Source organism: Brevibacillus sp. FIR094, from assembly GCF_050477165.1.
In the GTDB taxonomy this organism is placed as follows: Bacteria; Bacillota; Bacilli; order Brevibacillales; family Brevibacillaceae; genus Brevibacillus.
This window is the reverse complement of sequence record NZ_JBEAES010000009.1, coordinates 15488-34116: the sequence shown is the minus strand read 5'-3', so window position 1 is coordinate 34116 and position 18629 is coordinate 15488. Positions and strand designations below refer to the sequence as shown.

Genomic DNA, 18629 nt, shown 5'->3' with positions numbered 1-18629 from the left:
AAGGGAGGCCAATCACCAATGAACATAAAAACGAAAACCATCAGTCTGGTTACCGCTGTCGTACTCGGGGCAAGTGTGTGGACTTCTTCTGTCCATGCTGCTACGTTTTCCCAGATTCAGCCGTATCTAACAGACTACAAGATCGGTTTTACAGACGGTAATAAGCTGGTCACACAGGCTATTTATGAGGATTTTCAGCTATCTTCGAAAGATATAATCGTAACAAAGGGCGGTAAAAAAGGAATTCTCGACGCACGAACCGGGAAAGAAATAACCCCTGCGATATGGGATAACATTGACATTCCCGATTCCAAAAATATCGCGATTGTTCAAAAAGGCGGCTGGTTCCAATACATCGATTTAACGACGCACAAGCTGTCGACCATGAAGTTTGCAGGGGCGCATCCGTATGATTTGTCCAAAGAGCAGGGGACGGCGATCATGCTGCTGGGAAAATCATCTATGTTGCTCCATACGAATGGCAAGGTCCTGATTCCGCCATTTGCGGGCAAGCTCGCGATGGTTCGATTGGTTGCTCCTGATCAGACGGAAAATAGAGAAGCGGAGAAAAAGCCGTATGTCGTAGCGACTACTCCTAAAGAACTCATCATGTATGATCCTGCTTCCGGAAAAAAATTGTTCGCGCTGGGAAAAGCAGAACTGATTCCGAACGAAGGCGGTCCAGACACCGCGTATCTCAAGGTTCGATCCGGTGGAAAAGAAGGCTTGATTGATCGCAATGGCAAGTACGTACTCGAACCCAAATACACCGCGATTTATATTTGGAATAATGGGTACTTTCAGGTGATGGGGCCCAAAGGACAAGGGCTGTGGAAAGACGGGCGGATGCTGGCAGAGCCCATATATAAAGAAGTGGGGTTCGAATACAATAACCCGGATGTGTACTACACGGTGTCGGGAGATGTCATCACTTTTCATTCCAGGTCCAAGGGTACGTCACATCCATTGAAAAAAGGTGCCGAGTTTTTGCATGGCAGCTATGTGCTGGGACAGGACCCGAAAACGAATCTGTACGGCGTCCTCCAAGTCGGGGGAGAGACGGTTATCCCCTTTGCTTATCCGCGGGCTGAAGGTCCGCCAGCTGCACGCTTGCTCGTTCGTAGCGACGGGAAAAAAGCGATTCTCCCAGGCTGGGGAAAAGAAGTCAAGGAGCCTGATTTTTGGTTCGACTCGTATGTGACATTGGGCAGCTACAGCATGCTTAGCATTAAGGACGGAAAAAAAATCGGACTTTATTCTGAAGATGAAGGCTTGGTCCTGCCCCCTGTTGAGAATCGAGTCATTCGCTACGAGGAAGCATCGAGTCAGGTGCTGGTGACTGAGCCGAATGGAAAGGTGCTGCGATACAATTCCGTCGGGAAACCGCAAGAAACTGGTAATCCAATACCGTTGTCCGATGATTTGACGACCATTTATCAACCTGGAAAAGGCGTTATGATCGTGGACCGTAAGACCAACCAACCGATTAGCAAGCTCTACCAATCTGTCTACATGGATTCCGATACCAATCTTATCGTTGCAATGGATCAAGATTGGACCGATCTGTATACCCCAGAGGGCAAGCTGTTGACTACTGAGATCAAAGTCGCGATGTGGAAGTCTGGCAACGATGGACCGCCTCTCAGCTTGATCAAAGTGGCTGACTCCGTATACACCACGAGTGTGAGAGCGGGGGCTGCCGGTATGGCGATGATCAAGGCCGATGGCGGGCATCTTCAAGTCGTAAGCGATTATATTTATCGCGATGTAACGGAAAGAATGCTGCAGGATCACAAGATCGTGATAGCCGCACGTGAAGACGGCACCATGGATATATGGGCACCAGAAGGAAATCAGCTCGTAAATAAGCTCACAGGCGTGACAGATTATCTGTCCAATGGCGATTTCGATAAGCTATTCGTTCAAACGAGTACCGGATGGGATGTATACTCATCAGAGCTACAGCGCTTGAGTACGGGGGATTATCAGTCTTTGAAGTTTTTGATTGCAGCAAATCGAAAGCAGACTGCCATCGTTTATGAGGATAAAAAGACGGGTTTGCGCGGACTTCTGTCTATGGATGGCAAGGTGCTGACAAGTGCCAAGTTTGAGACGATTACGCCGGCTGAACAGGTATTCCTGCAATTGTGGAACCCTGCTGGTAGTCAGTCTCCTTATGTGTTCACGACAAAAGACCAGTTCGGTTATTTGGATCAGGGTGGGCAAGAGCTGTTTGCGACCCGATTCCTGACGAAAAAACCAGTGGTCTCCTATCGTCCGATAACATTCGATTCCTTTTCTGCTTACTTAGATTTGATGCGACAAAGTCCACTTGAGTTAATTGATTTCGACAAACCATATAGCTGGCCATCTGGTGGAAACAGCGAGAGCAAGTTTTTTACCAATCTGGCACTTTATTTGAATTTACCGAAGGATGTAGGAAAGCAGGCAGTAGTCACTGAGCTGGTATCCACGGGAGTCATCAAGGCCAATGAGAAACGTACTGTCATGAGTGACGAAGATATGTTCCGAGTGGCTTATTTCATGGCGACAGGAAAAACAAGTCAAGCGATGACGACGCCACAGGTGATGGAATGGGCACTGAAGCGGGGAATTGTGCCGGAGAGAGGCGGAATGAGCTATTACATGACGATGGATTTGTACACAGAGTATCAGCACATCTTAATGACAGAGCTCATGCGTTCCCTGAAAGGAAAGAAAGTGCTCAAGCCAAAGGTATTAACGGTGGCTACGCTCAGTCCAGTACAACAGCAAATGCTCACTACAGCACTTGTCATTAATGGAAAGCCCGTAGATCAACTATCAATCCCGCTGCCACAAGCTGAGTGGCAAAAAGCCATTCAAGGCTTGGTCAACCAGTACAACAAGCAAGCGGCTCAATTGCTTGCGGCCTATGAAGCGAAGCTGTGAGCAGATAAACGTACAGGCGCGGATGTTCATCCTGCGCCTTTTTTTGTGCTATTAAAAAAACGGCCAATATTTTACAATTAACCAATAAAAGGAAGCGTGAACGCAAGCCGTGACCGCCGAGGTGACAATAAACGAGACAAACGAAATCTGATCGAGCTTGTAAGCGACAAAGAAAAATATCGTAAAGGCAATAAAGGCGATGAACGTACCTTCTTCTAGATAAGCAACAGTCATATGAAATTTCCACCTCGATTCAAGAAAGGATACCTACCTATGATGATTACTATCGAAAAATTAAGCATACAAGATGCAGCCAGCTTGTTTCAATTTGAAGTGCGCAATCGCGCTTTTTTTGAAAAATCAGTTCCCAGTCGGGGAGACGCTTACTACCAATATGACCATTTCTTACGTGGTCTGCAAGCCTTACTCGACGAGCAGGTGCAAGGAATCTCGTTTTTTGGCCTCATCAAAAACAGCCAGGGTGACATCTTGGGCAGAATGAATTTGGTAGACATCGAGAAAGACGAAGGAATCGGACATCTCGGTTATCGGGTCGGGGAGGATACTGCTGGTAAAGGAATGGCTTCGCAAGCACTGAAGGTCTTTTTAGCGGAGCACGTTCCCCAATTGGCTGTCAGAATCATTTGTGCCAAAACAACAACAGATAACATCTCCTCGCAAAAAGTGTTGTTGAAAAATGGATTCGAGCCCTATGACATGGAGCCGGAAACAAGGGATGACTTTCTTCACTATCGCCAGAACGTTGTCTAATAAATGAATATTTGGTGTTTTATGTGAAGTCTGGTGTCGTTGATTTCAAGTGGGCGTACAAAGAGTAGGATAGAAACAGTCAAAAGTCCCCAGCCTGTAAAAAGGTAAGGGGACTTTTGGCGTTACGGGGTGTTCAATAACGGCTCCCAAGGACGTCTCGTTCCGAGCATATCCGCGAGATGCTTATTGTCCTTGCGACGAACTTTCCGTTTCTCCGCTCGCTTTTCAGCACCATCATGCAAGAATTTTTCCTCTTCTGTTTCTGGAACGACCTTGGGCACGGGTGTCGGCCGTCCATCCTCGCCAATCGCCACAAACGTGAGAAACGACGTAGCACAGACTGTCCGAATACCCGTTAACAAATCCTCCGCAACAATTTTGACAAAGACCTCCATCGACGTGTTATGCGTCCATGTGACGAAGGCTTCGAGTGCAACCTCATTGTCCACCCGGATTGGCTGCAAAAAGTCGACGGAATCAGTAGAAGCGGTAACGACTAGTCCCCGGGCATGTTTCATGGCAGAGATCGCAGCAACATCGTCGATATGCGCCATCAGCCTGCCGCCGAACAGCGTATTGTGATTGTTCGTATCCGGAGGCAACACGTGGCTTGCTTTGAATGTGCGCGACTCCCGAACAAAACGTTGAATCGTCATAAAGGTAGCTCCCTTCTTTCTTGCAATCGGATTATGAATGATGACAATCTTCTCTCCTTTTCATTGTTCCACAAAAAAATGGATCTATTCCTTTTCGTTGGAGTAAGCTGGCGAAATTTATCAAAGGCTATGGACGGGATAAGGTATGCGAGAGGAGGTTTTCCGGCTTGGGGGACTATGTGCAGTATTTCAATAATCTTATCGCCTCGATTAATGATATTCCGAACAAGCTGATGAGCGTTTTATCTGTTATTCATGCACCCATTCAGCATTTGACGAACACATTGATAGTCACAAATATCCTGTTGGGTCTACTTGTACTGACCTCTATTGCGAATGTGTATATGCTTTGGCGAAACGGAAAAAAGAGACACTAATGCTGTTGCCACGAACGTCATTTGCCACTATACTTGTGGAGTAATACATGGATAATAATGTAACGGTTGTTGCTACGACCGTCTCTATATCGAAATGGTATGCAGAGAAAACAGCGGAAAGGAGGGTATCCACATGAAAAAAAGATCACTAATGTCGTTGTCAAAAGGAATTGGATACTCTACCGCTGTTTTCTTTGATCTGGCTAAATCACGGGAGAAGTATGTCCAAAAATGGATATAGCGACCATCCTTTGATGTAGTGGATTCATCAGGATACAGTGGAAAAATGCCACAGGTCGCTTCCTGTGGTTTTCTTTTTAGGGCACCGCAGGATTTCCTGTGGTGTTTTTTTATTTCGAAAAAGGGAGATGGATTGTATGCAAGCAAACGGAGAGAACATTTACGTAAGACTGGTACAGGAAGAGGATGCACAGAGCCTCTTGGCGCTTGAAGTGAGAAACAGAGACTTCTTTCAAAACTTCACAGGGACGAGAGAAGAGGCGTTCTACACACTGGAAGGACAAATCGACAGGATCAAGAGCTCGATGGCTTTAAAAGAAGAAGACAGAGGGTACGTCTTTGTCATTGCGGAAAAAGGACAGGATGAAATCATTGGGGAAGTCATCCTTTCAGAGGTCGTCAGAGATAATCTGCAAAGCTGCTGGATCGGCTACTTCCTGGATAAAGAGCATAATGGAAAAGGTTATATGACCGAAGCAGTAAGGCTCGTCGTTGACTATGCCTTCGAGACATTAGGTCTTCACCGTTTGGAAGCAGGAGTGATGCCGCATAATATTGGCTCGATCAAGGTGCTGCTCAAAGCTGGTTTTCACAAGGAAGGGATTGCCAAGAAAAACGTGAAAATCAATGGTCGGTGGGAAGATCATCAAACTCTGGCGATCGTCAAAGAAGAACAAACCGACCAGGTGAAGCCCAAGGTTCAGCGCAAGAATCCTAGCACAGTTGCTCCGCCTATGGGACCGTATACACATCTGACGGCCGTTCCAAAAGGGGCCGATTTGCTCGTACTTTCTGGGCAAGTAGGAATGGACCTTCATGGAGAGCTGCCGACAGATATGAAAGACCAAGTAGAAAACACGCTACAGAACATACTGCGCAATTTTGAAAGTGAGTCAGTATCTGCTGACCATATCATCAAAATTAATATATGGGCAACCGAAGAGATGGATTGGAAGCATTTTAATCAGGTGTGGGAGAAGTTCCACGGGGGGACACCGCCAGCGATGACCATGTCTTACGTCCCGGCATTGGCAGTCCCTTCGCTCAAAGTGGAGATAGAAGCTTGGGCAGCGAAATGGTAGGAACGAAATAGAGAAGAAAGAAAAAGGGTGAAGCTTGTCGCTTCATCCTTTTTTCTGTAACTTTTTTCTAGCAAAAACGTCACTATTTTCAGGAGATAGAATGATCGTGAAGTTATTGCTCTTTTGACAGCAAAAGATGTCAAAACATGAAGGAATATGCGGACGAATCGAGAAGTTCTTTCTATTAGCTAGTTTTTCCAAAAATACGAAAAAAACAGAGGGGAACGAGGAACTTGCTTTTACGAGTAAATGTCAGCTTGCTAGCTGTTTTCTTCCTGATTTTGCTGATGCCTCTGTCCATTGCGCGAGCGGCCACCCATGTAGACGTGGCGGTCGATCAGTTAAATATTCGAAGCGAGCCAGGTACGACTACCCAGATCGTTGCAACACTCAAAAAAGCCACGCGGTTGCCAATCACCAAACAGCAAAAAGATTGGACTCAGGTAAGGCTGCCGAACGGCAATACCGGATGGGTCAATAATAAGTATGTGAAGATGATAGAAGTTCCACAGATCAAATATGTCAAAAGCAATGTGGACATGCTGAATGTTCGGGCAGAACCAAATGCCACTGCACAAATTTTGCAGATCATCGACAAAAACGGTGTGTTTTTGCAAATGAGAAAGCAAGGGGAATGGGCACAAATTAAGCTGTCTGATCAAAAGAACGGCTGGGTGAAAGCCAGTTTCTTGACAGAGACAACGGCACCAGCACCAAAACCAGCCCCGGTACCAGCGCCTGCTCCGGTACCAGAACCAGCACCAGTACCATTCCCAGATCCGACAACAATGCCAGCACCGCCCCCTCCTGTACTCCCATCCAATACAGGGAGTGGATTCGAGCAAGGGACAATCGTATTAACAGAAGGCTATGAAGTTTATGCGCAGCCAGATATTCTTGGTACCGTCATTGGTCAAATCCACGGCGGGATGACGATTAACCATTACGGATATGCAAATGGCTGGTACACCATTAACTTTAACGGTACCTATGCCTATATTTTCAATCCAACCGAACAGACTGGGGCCATTCAGCCACAGCCGAGTCCAACACCGGGGGCACCTGCGCCAGCTCCAATTCCAACGCCCGCCCCGGTACAAGAACTACAGATTCGCGTCAAAAATCCAGATTCGAACATCCGCAACGGTCCCTCAACTGAGCATGCAATAATCGGAACTGTTCAACCCGGACAAGTATTCCCGGTTGTGCAGACAATGGGAGATTGGTACATCATCAGGCTGGCAGATAATTCGACCGTCTATATCGCGGGGTGGATCGTAGAGAAGATTCAACCAGCTGGTACGCTGCCACCGACAGGTGCAACGTACGAGTACAACAATGGGATGATTGGAAACGAGAAAGTGTATATCTATCACACCCATAACCGTGAGTCTTGGCGAAATGTTGCTCGGAACCAACAAGGGAGCTCGGTAGATGATCCTGAGATCAACATCACGCTTGTTGGAAAAAGGCTGGGTGAGCTGTTGCAAGCTAGAGGCATTTCGGCAATGGCGAGCCAGGACGATTTTGCCCAGAAATTGAGGGAACAAAATAAAAGTTACTCGATGTCTTACTCCGAATCGTATAAGGCGGTAGCAGCAGCGGCTGCAACCAGTCCGCACTTGCAGTACATTTTCGATATTCATCGGGACAGTGATGAGCCACGCAGCAAGGTAGCGATCACGATCAATGGCAAAACCTACTCCCGGATGCTGTTTGTAATCGGAACAGCGAATCCGAACCATCTGGCGAACAAAAAGCTGGCGGAAGAGCTGAACGCCCGTCTGGAAGCCTCTTATCCCGGTTTGTCGCGGGGGATTATCCTGAAAGGTTCAAATCAAGGGAACGGGGTGTACAATCAGTCCATTTCCGAGGGAGCCCTGCTTTTGGAATTCGGTGGTACGAACAACACCTTGGAAGAAGGCTATAATACAGCAGAGGCCTTCGCTGAAGTCTTCGGGAATTACCTGATCGAATCTCAAATCGCATTTAACTAAAAGTAGCACGATTCTTTTCGCCAGAAGCGAGAGAATCGTGTTTTTTTCCAGGAGGATAATTTTATGGCTACGGATCAAGATCACATACACTCGACTGACGATAACAGTCGTGGTCATCTTCAAGGTGACTGTGAAAGCTGCTTTGGCTTGTGCTGTGTGGCATTGCCTTTTGCTGCTTCCTCTGATTTTGGCATCAATAAAGACGCGGGCAAGCCCTGTAGTAACTTACAGGCAGACTTCCGGTGTGATGTTCACACAAAGCTGAGGAAGATAGGCTTTCGCGGTTGTACTGTCTACGATTGTTTTGGAGCTGGCCAAAAGGTGTCTCAAGTCACTTATGGCGGCCAAGATTGGCGTGCAGTACCAGGATCAGCAAAGCAAATGTACGAAGTATTTCCGATCATGTGGCAGCTTCATGAGCTGCTCTGGTATATAACGGATGCGTTGACCAAGCAAGCTGCCGAATCTCTCCATCCGGCATTGAAGGAGGCGTTGGAGGAGACACAGCGCCTGACGGATCACAGTCCTGAGGACATCCTAAAGCTGGACGTTACTCTGCATCGAGCAAAAGTGAACGAACTATTGTTGCAGACAAGTGAACTGGTACGTAAGGACGCAGTTGCCAAGTACAAAGGGGGCAAGCAAGGAAAAAACTATGGCCGGGGCGCTGATCTCATCGGTGCCAAGCTCAAAGGCGCTGATTTACGAGGAGCCCATTTGCGCGGCGCATATTTGATTGCTGCTGATCTGAGAGGAGCAGATTTGCGGGGAGCTGACCTCATTGGTGCAGATTTTCGCGATACAGATGTGAGCGGTGCGAACTTGACCGAGACGTTGTTTCTCACGCAGGTTCAGCTCAACGGGGCGAAGGGCGATGCAAGCACAAAGCTGCCCCCTTTGTTCACGCGTCCACCGCACTGGGCTATAAGCAAAGCATGAAGATGTAAAAGCAGGATGTCATTCGTTGACAACCTGCTTTTTGCTATTGTATTTGAAAAGAAGTATCTGCAAAGCATGAAGAAAAACATGGCGCTGGCGATTTCTAGGAAACCAGTCATTTGATTACCTCCAAGTCCAGATGCATTTTTACAAGTTTGGATTTGAATGCAACCCAACGATTTCGATTACTTCGACTACCGCTACCCTTTTCGGACCTTATGTCATTTCCTCCGATCTTAGAAAAATGTTGTTAATACATTTTAGCTTTTTCCGTATTAACTATCGTGAGTCTCACAACCAAACAAATTGCGCAATTTGTTCATTCCATTTAGAAGGGAGGGGGAGTAGTTGGAGATCGCCCAAGTGAACACAGGCATCTGCCAAAACGAAGAAAACGATAGGCAAACAGAAAGCATGTCGACCGAAACGTTTGCCCAAATATACGGTGCGTATTACAAGCGCGTCTACAAATATATTTGCTATCGCATCAACAATCACTATGCAGCTGAAGAAATATGTAGCCATGTGTTTGAAGTTGTTATTTCTAAATACAGCAGTTATTCACCTGCTAAATCAAACTTTGAAGTCTGGTTGTTTGCAATCGCCAGAAACGCAGTGACAGATTACTTCCGCTCACAGAAAAAAAGAATGAGTTTTTCACTAGATTCTATTCTGGATATGGTTCTGCCGAAGTCATCTCCGGAAGAAATTGTAATCAAGGGCGACAATCATCAAGCGTTATTTCAAGCTCTGGCAAAGCTGAGTGAAAAAGAACGCAATATCATCGCCATGAAATATGCGGCTGGACTAAAAAACGCGGAAATCGCAGACCTGCTTGGTGTCAGCGGTTCAAATATCGGCGTCGTGCTCTACAGATGTCTAAAAAAGCTACAAAAAGAATTGCAAAAAGGGGGTTTCCGTTATGAAGAGTAAGCATGATCTAGATGATTTTCGTGAACTCACCGACTTGCTTACTGATCTGGAGCTGGATGACACCACTCCAAAAGCCAACATATACAATCGGCTGAAATTCAAATTGGAATCAGGAAACATACAACTACATGATAGTAAAAAGGACGGGATCTATATGAAAACGAATAAATGGAAAGCTGCCACAGTTAGTGCTGTTGCTGTTGTTTGCCTTTTAGGTGCATTCTCGACTACATCGTTTGCCCAAGGAATGCTCCAGACGATCTTGGCACGCTTTCAGGTCGGGAACATGGAAATTACCCAATATGATAAAGAGCTGCCTGCTGCACAGTCCGATACCCAAGGAATCAATGAACCTATAGAACTAAAGGAACACCCACAGATGACATTGGAAGAAGCACGCGCAGCTAGCAAAATGGACTTTCCCGTACCGACATGGATGCCAGAGCATTATTCCTATTACAACACGCTCATTCAAGGCGAGGGTATGGTAGAAGTTCAGTATGAAAAAGGGGAAGAGGAAGAGTTTATTTCCTTCTTGATTTCAAAGGGTGGCGAAAACGGCATCAGCACGACAGAGGGTGTCAAGATCGAAACCATTGGCGGGAAAAAGGTATATTTCGCCAACGGAATCGTGATTTGGGAGCATGAAGGATTCACGGTTGAACTGTACCATAAGAAGGACATTGATACTGCCACCCTTGGCAACATCATCGAATCCTTGTCAACGAAATCTGCCAAAAAATAAGTGGTTGTTAGCGCATTTTTACTCGGGGCTTTGTTAACTGAATAGGGGAAAGATGGGCCCGTAAAAGGGTCCATTTTTTCTACGTACGATTACTGCTATGAGATTTTAAAAGGAAATGAACAAATTACACAATCAATAAAATAAGTAGAGGCGCATAAGTCTAGCTCAAATCAAGGAAAAATCCGAAACAGTCACAGTCTGTTAAAAATCATGTAACGAATCGGACACCCTCTAGGGTCAAAAGTCCTGCTACAATTGTACATGACCGGAAATATACAGGGTAAAACAAACAAAAAACTCTCTCACGATGATGAAGGCGCAAAGGGGGTTACAAGAGAGAGAATCATTTGTGAATTTTTTCACATATATTTGTGATATTTTTCACAAAGTCGTAATAAATGCGGGTTTCCCCACGGGTATAATTCCGGTACATAAAGGCCAAAACGCGAAGAGAAAGGGATCTTGTACATGGATATAGTGGATTTGGGACGACTTCAATTTGCGATAACAACTATCTTTCATTTTGTTTTTGTGCCGATTTCCATCGGGCTGTCATTATTAGTAGCCATTATGGAAACGATGTATGTGATAAAAAAGAATGACTTGTACAAAAAAATGGCCAAGTTTTGGGGAACCTTTTTGCTCATAAATTTTGCTGTCGGGATCGTGACAGGGATTATGCAGGAGTTCCAATTTGGGATGAACTGGTCTGATTTCTCGCGATTCGTTGGCGACGTATTTGGAACTCCGCTAGCGATTGAGGCCCTTTTAGCGTTCTTCCTCGAATCGACTTTTATTGGACTATGGGTGTTCGGTTGGGATCGTTTGTCCAAAGGTGTGCATCTCGCATGTATTTGGCTCGTATCCATAGGAACGATTCTTTCGGCTCTTTGGATTCTGGCAGCCAACTCGTTCATGCAGCAGCCAGTCGGCTTCGCAATCAATAACGGACGTGCAGAGATGGTCGATTTCTTCGCACTCCTTACCAATGGACAATTACTATATGAATTCCCGCATACCGTATTTGCGGCATTTGCGACAGGTGCCTTCTTGGTAGCAGGTATCAGTGCTTGGAAGCTGTTGAAAAAACAAGACGTTACATTCTTTGTGCAATCTTTCAAAATTGCGATCGTGGTAGCATTGATTTCCTCGCTTGCTATTGCTCAATTTGGTCATGGTCAGGCACAGTATTTGGTTGCTACCCAACCGATGAAAATGGCTGCGAGTGAAGGACTGTGGGAAACAAGCTCAGACCCAGCTCCTTGGACGGTTTTTGCAACGATTGATCCAGAAAAACAAGAAAACGGTTTTGAGATAAAAATTCCTTATTTGCTTAGCGTTCTGACGTACAACTCACTTTCAGGTTCTGTACCGGGCATGTTGGAATTGCAGGCAGAGTATGAGAAAACCTACGGTCCAGGAAACTACATTCCACCAGTTCGGACGACCTTCTGGAGCTTCCGCATCATGGTAGCGGGCGGAAGTGCAATGATTTTGTTGGCTTTGTACGGGGCATATCTGACCTTCCGCAAAAAGCTGGAACAGCCAAACAAGCGGTTCATGCAGTTGATGGTTGCGGGTATCTCACTACCGTTCATCGCAAACTCAGCTGGGTGGATTATGACGGAGGTAGGGCGTCAGCCGTGGACGGTATTCGGGCTACTACGTGTGGAAGATTCGGTTTCGCCAAGCATTAGCACAGGAGAGGTATGGTTCTCTCTCATCGCCTTCACGACGATTTATCTCATCCTGCTTTGCCTCTTGGCTTATCTGTTTGCTCGTGTAGCCAAAAAAGGACCGGATATGGATAGTCATGAGGAAGTAGAGGATTTACAGCTTCAGGATCCATTTGATCGTGTAAGGAGTGAACGTTATGGAGCTTAATGAACTGTGGTTCCTGCTCATTGCCGTTCTGTTTACCGGATTTTTCTTTCTCGAAGGCTTTGACTTTGGTGTTGGCATGGCGACGCGCCTGCTATCACGAAATGATTTGCAAACTCGGGTTTTGATCAATACGATTGGTCCGTTCTGGGATGCCAATGAAGTTTGGCTGATTACAGCGGCTGGTGCGATGTTCGCAGCGTTTCCGGAGTGGTATTCCACGATGTTTAGCGGGTATTATCTCGTGCTTACGCTGATTCTGCTTGCGTTGATTGGACGCGGGGTAGCATTTGAATTTAGAGGCAAAGAGAAAGGTGAGGCTTGGAAAAAGACGTGGGACGCAGCGATTCTGATTGGAAGCTTTGTACCGCCGATGTTGTTCGGTATGATCTTTGCCAGCCTGGTGAAAGGTGTGCCGATTGATCAGAATATGGAAATGACTGCTGGGCTCTCAGACATTGTGAATGGGTACTCGTTGTGGGCAGGAGTGACAGTTACAGGACTATGCTTGCTGCACGGTCTGAACTTCATCTCACTGCGCACGGTAGGGGAGCTGCGTAAAAAATCACGTGTACTGGCAGCAAAGCTATTGCCGATGCAAGCGATTCTCATGGCGGTGCTTGTAGGGTGGACATTCATGGTAACCGATCTGTTTGAGCGCCAGGGTGTTTTGTTGACAGCAGCTGTACTGTTAGGTGTTATCGCTTTTGTACTGGCTCGCCACTTCTTGAGACAAGGCAGGGAAGGATGGGCTTTCGGGATGACAGGTGCGATGATTCTGTTGACGTTCGTCTCGATGTTTATCGGATTGTTCCCACGGGTGATGGTCAGCACGATTGATAGCGCGTTTGATTTGACCCTCTATAATGCAGCTTCGAGTCCATATACGTTAAAAGCAATGACCATTGTTGCAGCAGTGCTTTTACCGTTTGTACTAGCCTATCAGGCTTGGAGCTACTTCGTTTTCCATAAACGAGTCACTGAAAAGGATCATTTGGAGTACTAATGGACAAGGAATTGTTCCGATTACAAGGAATCCGACCGGTTATGCTGCTGCTAGCCGGTCTTTCCCTCCTACAAAGTGTGGCGATTATCGGTCAGGCACTGCTTTTGGCGAAGTCGATCGCGATCTTGTTTGAAGGCCAAGCGGTTCAAATGGCGTATCAGCCGCTTGTACTGTTTTTGGTCACGATAGCCGCTCGTCATACCATCGTTTGGCTGCAAAAGAAGGTCGCTGGCCGTTTTGCTGAAGCTTCCAGTGAGTTTTTGCAAGGGCGAGTTCTATCCCGCTTGTTCGAGCGTGGTCCACGTTTTGCCGCCAGCGAAGGAAGCGGAAAGCTTGTTACGCTTGTCCTAGAAGGTGTAGATCGTGTACGTACCTACCTGGAGTTGTCTGTTCCGCGTACGCTAGATATGGTTTTTGTTACGTTGCCGCTTCTGGCATTTGTTTACATGCAAGATGTGATTTCTGGACTGATCCTGACAGTAACGATGCCTGTTCTCATTGGATTTTTTATCGTACTCGGTCTGGCGGCGCGTAAACAAGCAGACAAACAATGGCGCTCGTATCGAATGCTTTCCCATCACTTCACCGATTCGCTTCGCGGGCTTGCGACGCTCCGGTTTTTGGGACGCAGCAAAGACCATGGGGAGACCGTCGGTAGAGTGAGCGATCAATATCGATCCGCTACGATGCGTACGTTGCGTGTAGCCTTCTTGTCTTCCTTGGCACTCGACTTCTTCAGCATGCTGTCGGTTGCGTTTGTGGCGGTCGGTCTTGGGTTGCGGCTGATTGAAGGGAACTTTGGATTTGAAACGGCATTGGTCATCCTGATTCTTGCACCGGAATACTTTTTGCCAGTACGGATGCTGGGATCGGACTACCACGCCTCATTAGATGGCAAGGAAGCGTTGGGAACTATTCGTACCATTATCGACAGTGCCGACACGGATGAACATAAGGCGAAACCACAAGCAACGAATAGCCAGACGTCTCTGACAGGTGTATGGGATGGAACGATTACTTTGTCCGATGTTCGGGTCGTCGGTGAGGATGGCAGACAGCTACTGGGTGAGGTATCTGCGGAATTGGGCAGCAACATGAGAAGAGTGGGCATTGTGGGGGCGAGCGGAGCTGGGAAATCAACCCTTCTCGGAGTGCTAGGCGGCTTTTCTGATCCTGAAGCTGGTGTGATACAAGTAGATGGGCAACCCATTATGGGGGATGCGAAACAGGAGTGGCAGCGGCAAATCGCTTACATTCCACAGCATCCGTATTTATTCAATCAATCGTTGGCGGATAACATTCGCTTCTACGAGCCGGAAGCGTCGCAGGAACAGGTGGAGCAGGTGATTCGTGATGTCGGTCTGGCAGAGCTGGTGGACGGCTTGCCAAATGGCTGTGACGAAATCATTGGCGAAGGGGGCCGTACGTTAAGTGGCGGACAGGCACAGCGGGTTGCATTGGGACGTGCGCTGCTTGGCAACCGACCAGTGATTTTGCTCGACGAGCCGACCGCTCACTTAGATGTTGAAACGGAATGGGAGCTAAAACAGACCATGTTGTCGGTGTTGGGGGACAGGCGCATATTTTTGGCCACACATCGCTTGCATTGGATGCGAGACATGGATTGGATTTGGGTAATCGACCAGGGACGACTGGTGGAAGCGGGTACGTATGAACAGCTCGTTGCACAAAAAAGCGTATTTTATCGGTTGTTGACAGCTGGTGCCAAGGGGGAGAAAGGATGAAGGAAGCACGAGAAGGCAATCAGGGGTGGTTTCTTCCATACTTTCGCCAGTTTTTCTGGCAGTTTGCCGCAGCTGCTTTGCTGGGGACCTTGGCAGTGGCATGTGCTGGCGCTTTACTTTATACGTCCGGGTATCTGATCTCCCGCTCCGCACTCAAGCCTGAAAACGTCTTAATGGTCTATGTTCCTATCGTACTTGTCCGGGCTTTTGGCTTTAGCAAAGCAGTCATTCAGTACCTAGAGCGTTTGGTTGGACACGATGCAGCTTTGCGTGTGTTATCGCGTATGCGTGTGCGTTTGTACCAAGCTATCGAGCCGCAAGCACAACTCCTCCGCACTCGTTTTCGTACGGGAGATCTGCTTGGTGTACTTGCGGATGACATCGAGCAACTCCAGAATGTCTATCTGCGCTTGGTGCTGCCAGCTGTATCGGCGGTCCTCCTCTATGGGGCAGGTATTGTGGCACTGGGAAGAATGGATGGAATGTTCGCGCTGCTGATGGCGTTGTACTGTGGTTTTCTGCTGTTTGTTGCACCGGCAGTAGTCTTGTGGTCATCGATTGCCAAGAGTCGTCGGTTCAAGCAGGAGAGACAGGCAGCATACCGGGAGCTGACTGATGCTGTTTTTGGTATGAGTGACTGGATTCTCAGTGGTCGTACGCAGCAGTTTCTCCAGTTGTTTACAAGACGGCAAAAATCAGCTGCCCAGATCGAAAACTCTATTCGACGTGGAGAATGGCGAGTCCAGTGGATGTCGCAGTGTGCAATTGGTGGAGCTATTGTCTTACTGGTCATCTGGGCGGGCGGACTTGCCGCTGCGAATCAGATACCTGCTACGTTGATTGCTGCGATTGGGCTGGTCGCATTTCCGTTGATGGATGCGTTTGCCCGTATTTCTGACGCTGTTGTGCGAATGCCAGAATACAAGGAGTCTCTGGGAAGGCTTCGGGAGATCGAGGGCAGTCGTCTGGCCATTGTGGAAGCGCAGAAGGAAAAGGTGGCTGATCAAGCTGGGGGCAGTTTGAAGCTCGATCATGTTCATTTTCGCTACCCACAAGCTAGCAATTGGAGTGTGCAGGATGTGTCTATTGAGGTGCCTCAAGGGGGGAAAATTGCGTTGCTCGGTCGTAGCGGAGCTGGCAAATCGACGATACTGAACTTGATTCGAGGTGCCATACAGCCGGAAGCAGGTCAGGTGACAGTAAATGGGCAGCCTGTCCAGTCAGAAGAGGCTTCTGCTTGTTTGTTTTCCGTGTTGAATCAGCAGCCGTATTTGTTTGACACAACCGTAGCCAATAACATCAGACTTGGTCGACCCGATGCGTCCGATGAAGAAGTGCGTGCTGTGACAGCTCAAGTTGGTCTGGACCAGCTGATTGAATCCCTACCGGATGGTTATCAAACACGGATGCAGGAAACCGGTTTGCGCTTCTCTGGCGGAGAACGGCAGCGTATAGCCCTTGCACGGATTTTGCTGCAAAACAAGCCAATTGTTCTCCTCGATGAACCGACGGTGGGATTAGATCCGTTGACTGAACGCGATCTGATGGCAACGATCTTCCGTGTCTTGCACGGGAAAACATTGATTTGGGTGACGCACCACTTGAGCGGTGTAGAGCAAATGGACGAGGTCATTTTTATGGAGCAGGGAGTCATTTCGATGCGAGGGACACATGAGCAGTTGTTTCAGGACAATCCAAGGTATCGCAACCTGTACACATTGGACTGTCCGTTGGCATCAGTGGTGGAAAAATAAGAAGAGGAAGAGAGGCTGTTTCGGAGAGGGACAGCCTTTTTTGCTTAAGAAAGGGCCTCGCTGGTTACACCCCGGTAATAATGAGTGTGCCCGTCATCATAAGTGGTTTGCCCCGAAAACTCGTGGTAATGGCTTCCATCCGGCAGTGGAATAGGCGGACTCGTCCATCCCCTGTAGTGATGCACATGTCCATCATTAAAGGTAGTAGTACCTTCGTAGTAATGAACGTGCCGATCTCTCATTCCTTCTGGTAGTGACGTTCTGCCACGTATTCGGTGACGATGACGACCCGAAATGCTTGTTAGCGTGTCATACCCATGAAAATGCCCAGGCCGATCGGCAAATCGAATAAAGCGTAAGGAATGAGAGTGCTGAGAGCTCATCAAGAAACGCCCCTTTGCATGCATTTATCACTAATAAATGCGTTTGTCAGGCGTTTCGAAACGGACATTCGTCTATGATTGAAATTACCCCTTATCAGAATGTACAGTGCTACACAAATAATTGCGCATAAGTAGCTACAATATTATCAATGGTTGCAGCATCCTTGGTATGCGCATTAAAAACCCAGATATCCCACTGATGCGAAGAAATGATAACCTTATCGGTAATGGAAACAGACTTTTGGCCAGTGACTGTGGTGTAAAACACGTCTTTTATCTCCAAGCTTCGATCTTTAATATCGATTTGGATTTTGACTTCTGTTTGTGGTGGTACGGTTACTCGCCCCGGATGAGCGTGGATTGTATCTGGTATGAACGTTCTTGTTATCATGGTAGTCCCCTCGAATGAAACATAAAATCCTTTCAGCGATTTTTGGTTCATATCTTTAATTGGATTAATTATGTTTAGCATTAATAAAACTCGTGATGTTAGTACGATTAGATTGCGAACGAGGTTACGGATGAAAAAGGAAATAAAAAGAGCCTTCCTCATTGGAAAAGGCTCTCGTCTGATTAAAACAGTTTTTTCCCCATGATATGATCGAGTGGAATCACGCCAATGACTCTACTATCATCGCTATTGTTACGATTATCTCCCATCACAAACACATGGTTTTCTGGTATGACAATTTTGGCATCAGGTACGTTGACCATCTCTTCTTTTATGTACGGCTCGTTTAACGGCTGTCCATTCCGATACAAGCTCTCGTTCTTAAACTCCAAAGTATCGCCGGGTTTGCCAATGACTCGTTTTACCCAGAATGTTTTGGCTTCGCTTTTCCCCATGGCGAGCATGAGTAGAGGATTTTCAAGGATGTCATCTTGTAACGTACGATCCCGGTCTACACGACTGTCGATCACGACAATATCGTTGTACTCAGGGAGATAAGAGAAGGTGTGGGACAATTTCGACACATAGATGCGCTCGTCGTTTTGCAAAGTGGGTTCCATCGATTGTCCATTCACTTTAAATGGTTGGAGAACAAATACATTAACCAGCATCGCAAGTGAAAGAGAGATGCCCAACGTTTTGGTCCAGCCCCATATTTCTTTTACGCTCTTCAAATCAAACCGCATCCTTCCACGTGAAAGATTACTTTGGTGTGGCTATTGATTAGTACGTGAAAAG

At 47.1% G+C, this 18629-nt stretch carries 17 protein-coding genes; 12 read left to right on the top strand and 5 right to left on the bottom strand.

The window, feature by feature from the left end:
• Window positions 1-18: 18 nt before the first annotated feature.
• Complete coding sequence (locus ACQ5DJ_RS09545) at window positions 19-2931, top strand: WG repeat-containing protein (protein WP_429842243.1); 2913 nt, start codon at window positions 19-21, stop codon at window positions 2929-2931.
• A 51-nt stretch (window positions 2932-2982) separates the two neighbouring features.
• Here ACQ5DJ_RS09545 and ACQ5DJ_RS09540 read toward each other — a convergent pair whose 3' ends face one another.
• Entirely contained in the window at window positions 2983-3165 is a 183-nt protein-coding gene (locus ACQ5DJ_RS09540) for a hypothetical protein (RefSeq protein WP_429842242.1), read from the bottom strand.
• Window positions 3166-3204: 39 nt separating this feature from the next.
• On the opposite strand from ACQ5DJ_RS09540, the gene ACQ5DJ_RS09535 reads away from it, so the two are divergent.
• The gene (locus ACQ5DJ_RS09535; RefSeq protein ID WP_429842241.1) at window positions 3205-3702 is read left to right on the top strand and encodes a GNAT family N-acetyltransferase; all 498 of its coding nucleotides are present in this window, start codon (window positions 3205-3207) and stop codon (window positions 3700-3702) included.
• A gap of 122 nt (window positions 3703-3824) precedes the next feature.
• Here the strand turns inward: ACQ5DJ_RS09535 and ACQ5DJ_RS09530 are convergent, their stop codons facing one another.
• Window positions 3825-4358, bottom strand: coding sequence for an acyl-CoA thioesterase (locus ACQ5DJ_RS09530; RefSeq protein ID WP_429842240.1), 534 nt, complete (start codon window positions 4356-4358; stop codon window positions 3825-3827).
• A 167-nt stretch (window positions 4359-4525) separates the two neighbouring features.
• Here ACQ5DJ_RS09530 and ACQ5DJ_RS09525 point away from each other — a divergent pair, with 167 nt between their 5' ends.
• From ACQ5DJ_RS09525 to cydC, 10 genes are all read left to right on the top strand, one after another.
• Complete coding sequence (locus tag ACQ5DJ_RS09525; protein WP_174225480.1) at window positions 4526-4735, top strand: hypothetical protein; 210 nt, start codon at window positions 4526-4528, stop codon at window positions 4733-4735.
• Window positions 4736-5112: 377 nt separating this feature from the next.
• On the top strand, window positions 5113-6057 hold the full coding sequence (locus ACQ5DJ_RS09520) for a GNAT family N-acetyltransferase (RefSeq protein ID WP_429842239.1): 945 nt from the start codon (window positions 5113-5115) through the stop codon (window positions 6055-6057).
• Window positions 6058-6290: 233 nt separating this feature from the next.
• Window positions 6291-8054 carry a stage II sporulation protein P gene (spoIIP, locus tag ACQ5DJ_RS09515; protein ID WP_429842238.1) on the top strand — a complete coding sequence of 588 codons (1764 nt, stop codon included), beginning with the start codon at window positions 6291-6293 and terminating at the stop codon, window positions 8052-8054.
• A gap of 63 nt (window positions 8055-8117) precedes the next feature.
• Window positions 8118-8993, top strand: a complete 876-nt coding sequence (locus tag ACQ5DJ_RS09510; RefSeq protein WP_429842237.1) for a pentapeptide repeat-containing protein — start codon at window positions 8118-8120, stop codon at window positions 8991-8993.
• 348 nt (window positions 8994-9341) lie between these two features.
• A complete protein-coding gene (locus ACQ5DJ_RS09505; RefSeq protein WP_429842236.1) occupies window positions 9342-9926 on the top strand; it encodes a sigma-70 family RNA polymerase sigma factor in 585 nt (194 codons plus the stop codon).
• Window positions 9916-10671 (top strand): hypothetical protein, encoded by a 756-nt coding sequence (locus ACQ5DJ_RS09500; protein ID WP_429842235.1) that lies wholly within the window; start codon window positions 9916-9918, stop codon window positions 10669-10671. Before ACQ5DJ_RS09505 ends, ACQ5DJ_RS09500 begins: the two co-directional genes overlap by 11 nt.
• A gap of 468 nt (window positions 10672-11139) precedes the next feature.
• Window positions 11140-12555 carry a cytochrome ubiquinol oxidase subunit I gene (locus ACQ5DJ_RS09495; RefSeq protein WP_429842234.1) on the top strand — a complete coding sequence of 472 codons (1416 nt, stop codon included), beginning with the start codon at window positions 11140-11142 and terminating at the stop codon, window positions 12553-12555.
• Window positions 12545-13558, top strand: a complete 1014-nt coding sequence (cydB, locus tag ACQ5DJ_RS09490) for a cytochrome d ubiquinol oxidase subunit II (protein WP_429842233.1) — start codon at window positions 12545-12547, stop codon at window positions 13556-13558. Before ACQ5DJ_RS09495 ends, cydB begins: the two co-directional genes overlap by 11 nt.
• A complete protein-coding gene (cydD, locus tag ACQ5DJ_RS09485; RefSeq protein WP_429842232.1) occupies window positions 13558-15303 on the top strand; it encodes a thiol reductant ABC exporter subunit CydD in 1746 nt (581 codons plus the stop codon). The genes cydB and cydD overlap by 1 nt, the downstream gene beginning before the upstream one ends.
• A complete protein-coding gene (cydC, locus tag ACQ5DJ_RS09480; RefSeq protein WP_429842231.1) occupies window positions 15300-17057 on the top strand; it encodes a thiol reductant ABC exporter subunit CydC in 1758 nt (585 codons plus the stop codon). The genes cydD and cydC overlap by 4 nt, the downstream gene beginning before the upstream one ends.
• 44 nt (window positions 17058-17101) lie before the next feature.
• Here cydC and ACQ5DJ_RS09475 read toward each other — a convergent pair whose 3' ends face one another.
• The 3 genes from ACQ5DJ_RS09475 to lepB form a co-directional block, all read right to left on the bottom strand.
• Complete coding sequence (locus ACQ5DJ_RS09475; protein ID WP_429842230.1) at window positions 17102-17440, bottom strand: YmaF family protein; 339 nt, start codon at window positions 17438-17440, stop codon at window positions 17102-17104.
• 109 nt (window positions 17441-17549) lie between these two features.
• Window positions 17550-17831 carry a hypothetical protein gene (locus ACQ5DJ_RS09470; protein ID WP_429842229.1) on the bottom strand — a complete coding sequence of 94 codons (282 nt, stop codon included), beginning with the start codon at window positions 17829-17831 and terminating at the stop codon, window positions 17550-17552.
• A 182-nt stretch (window positions 17832-18013) separates the two neighbouring features.
• Window positions 18014-18577, bottom strand: a complete 564-nt coding sequence (gene lepB / locus ACQ5DJ_RS09465) for a signal peptidase I (protein WP_429842228.1) — start codon at window positions 18575-18577, stop codon at window positions 18014-18016.
• Window positions 18578-18629: the final 52 nt, after the last annotated feature.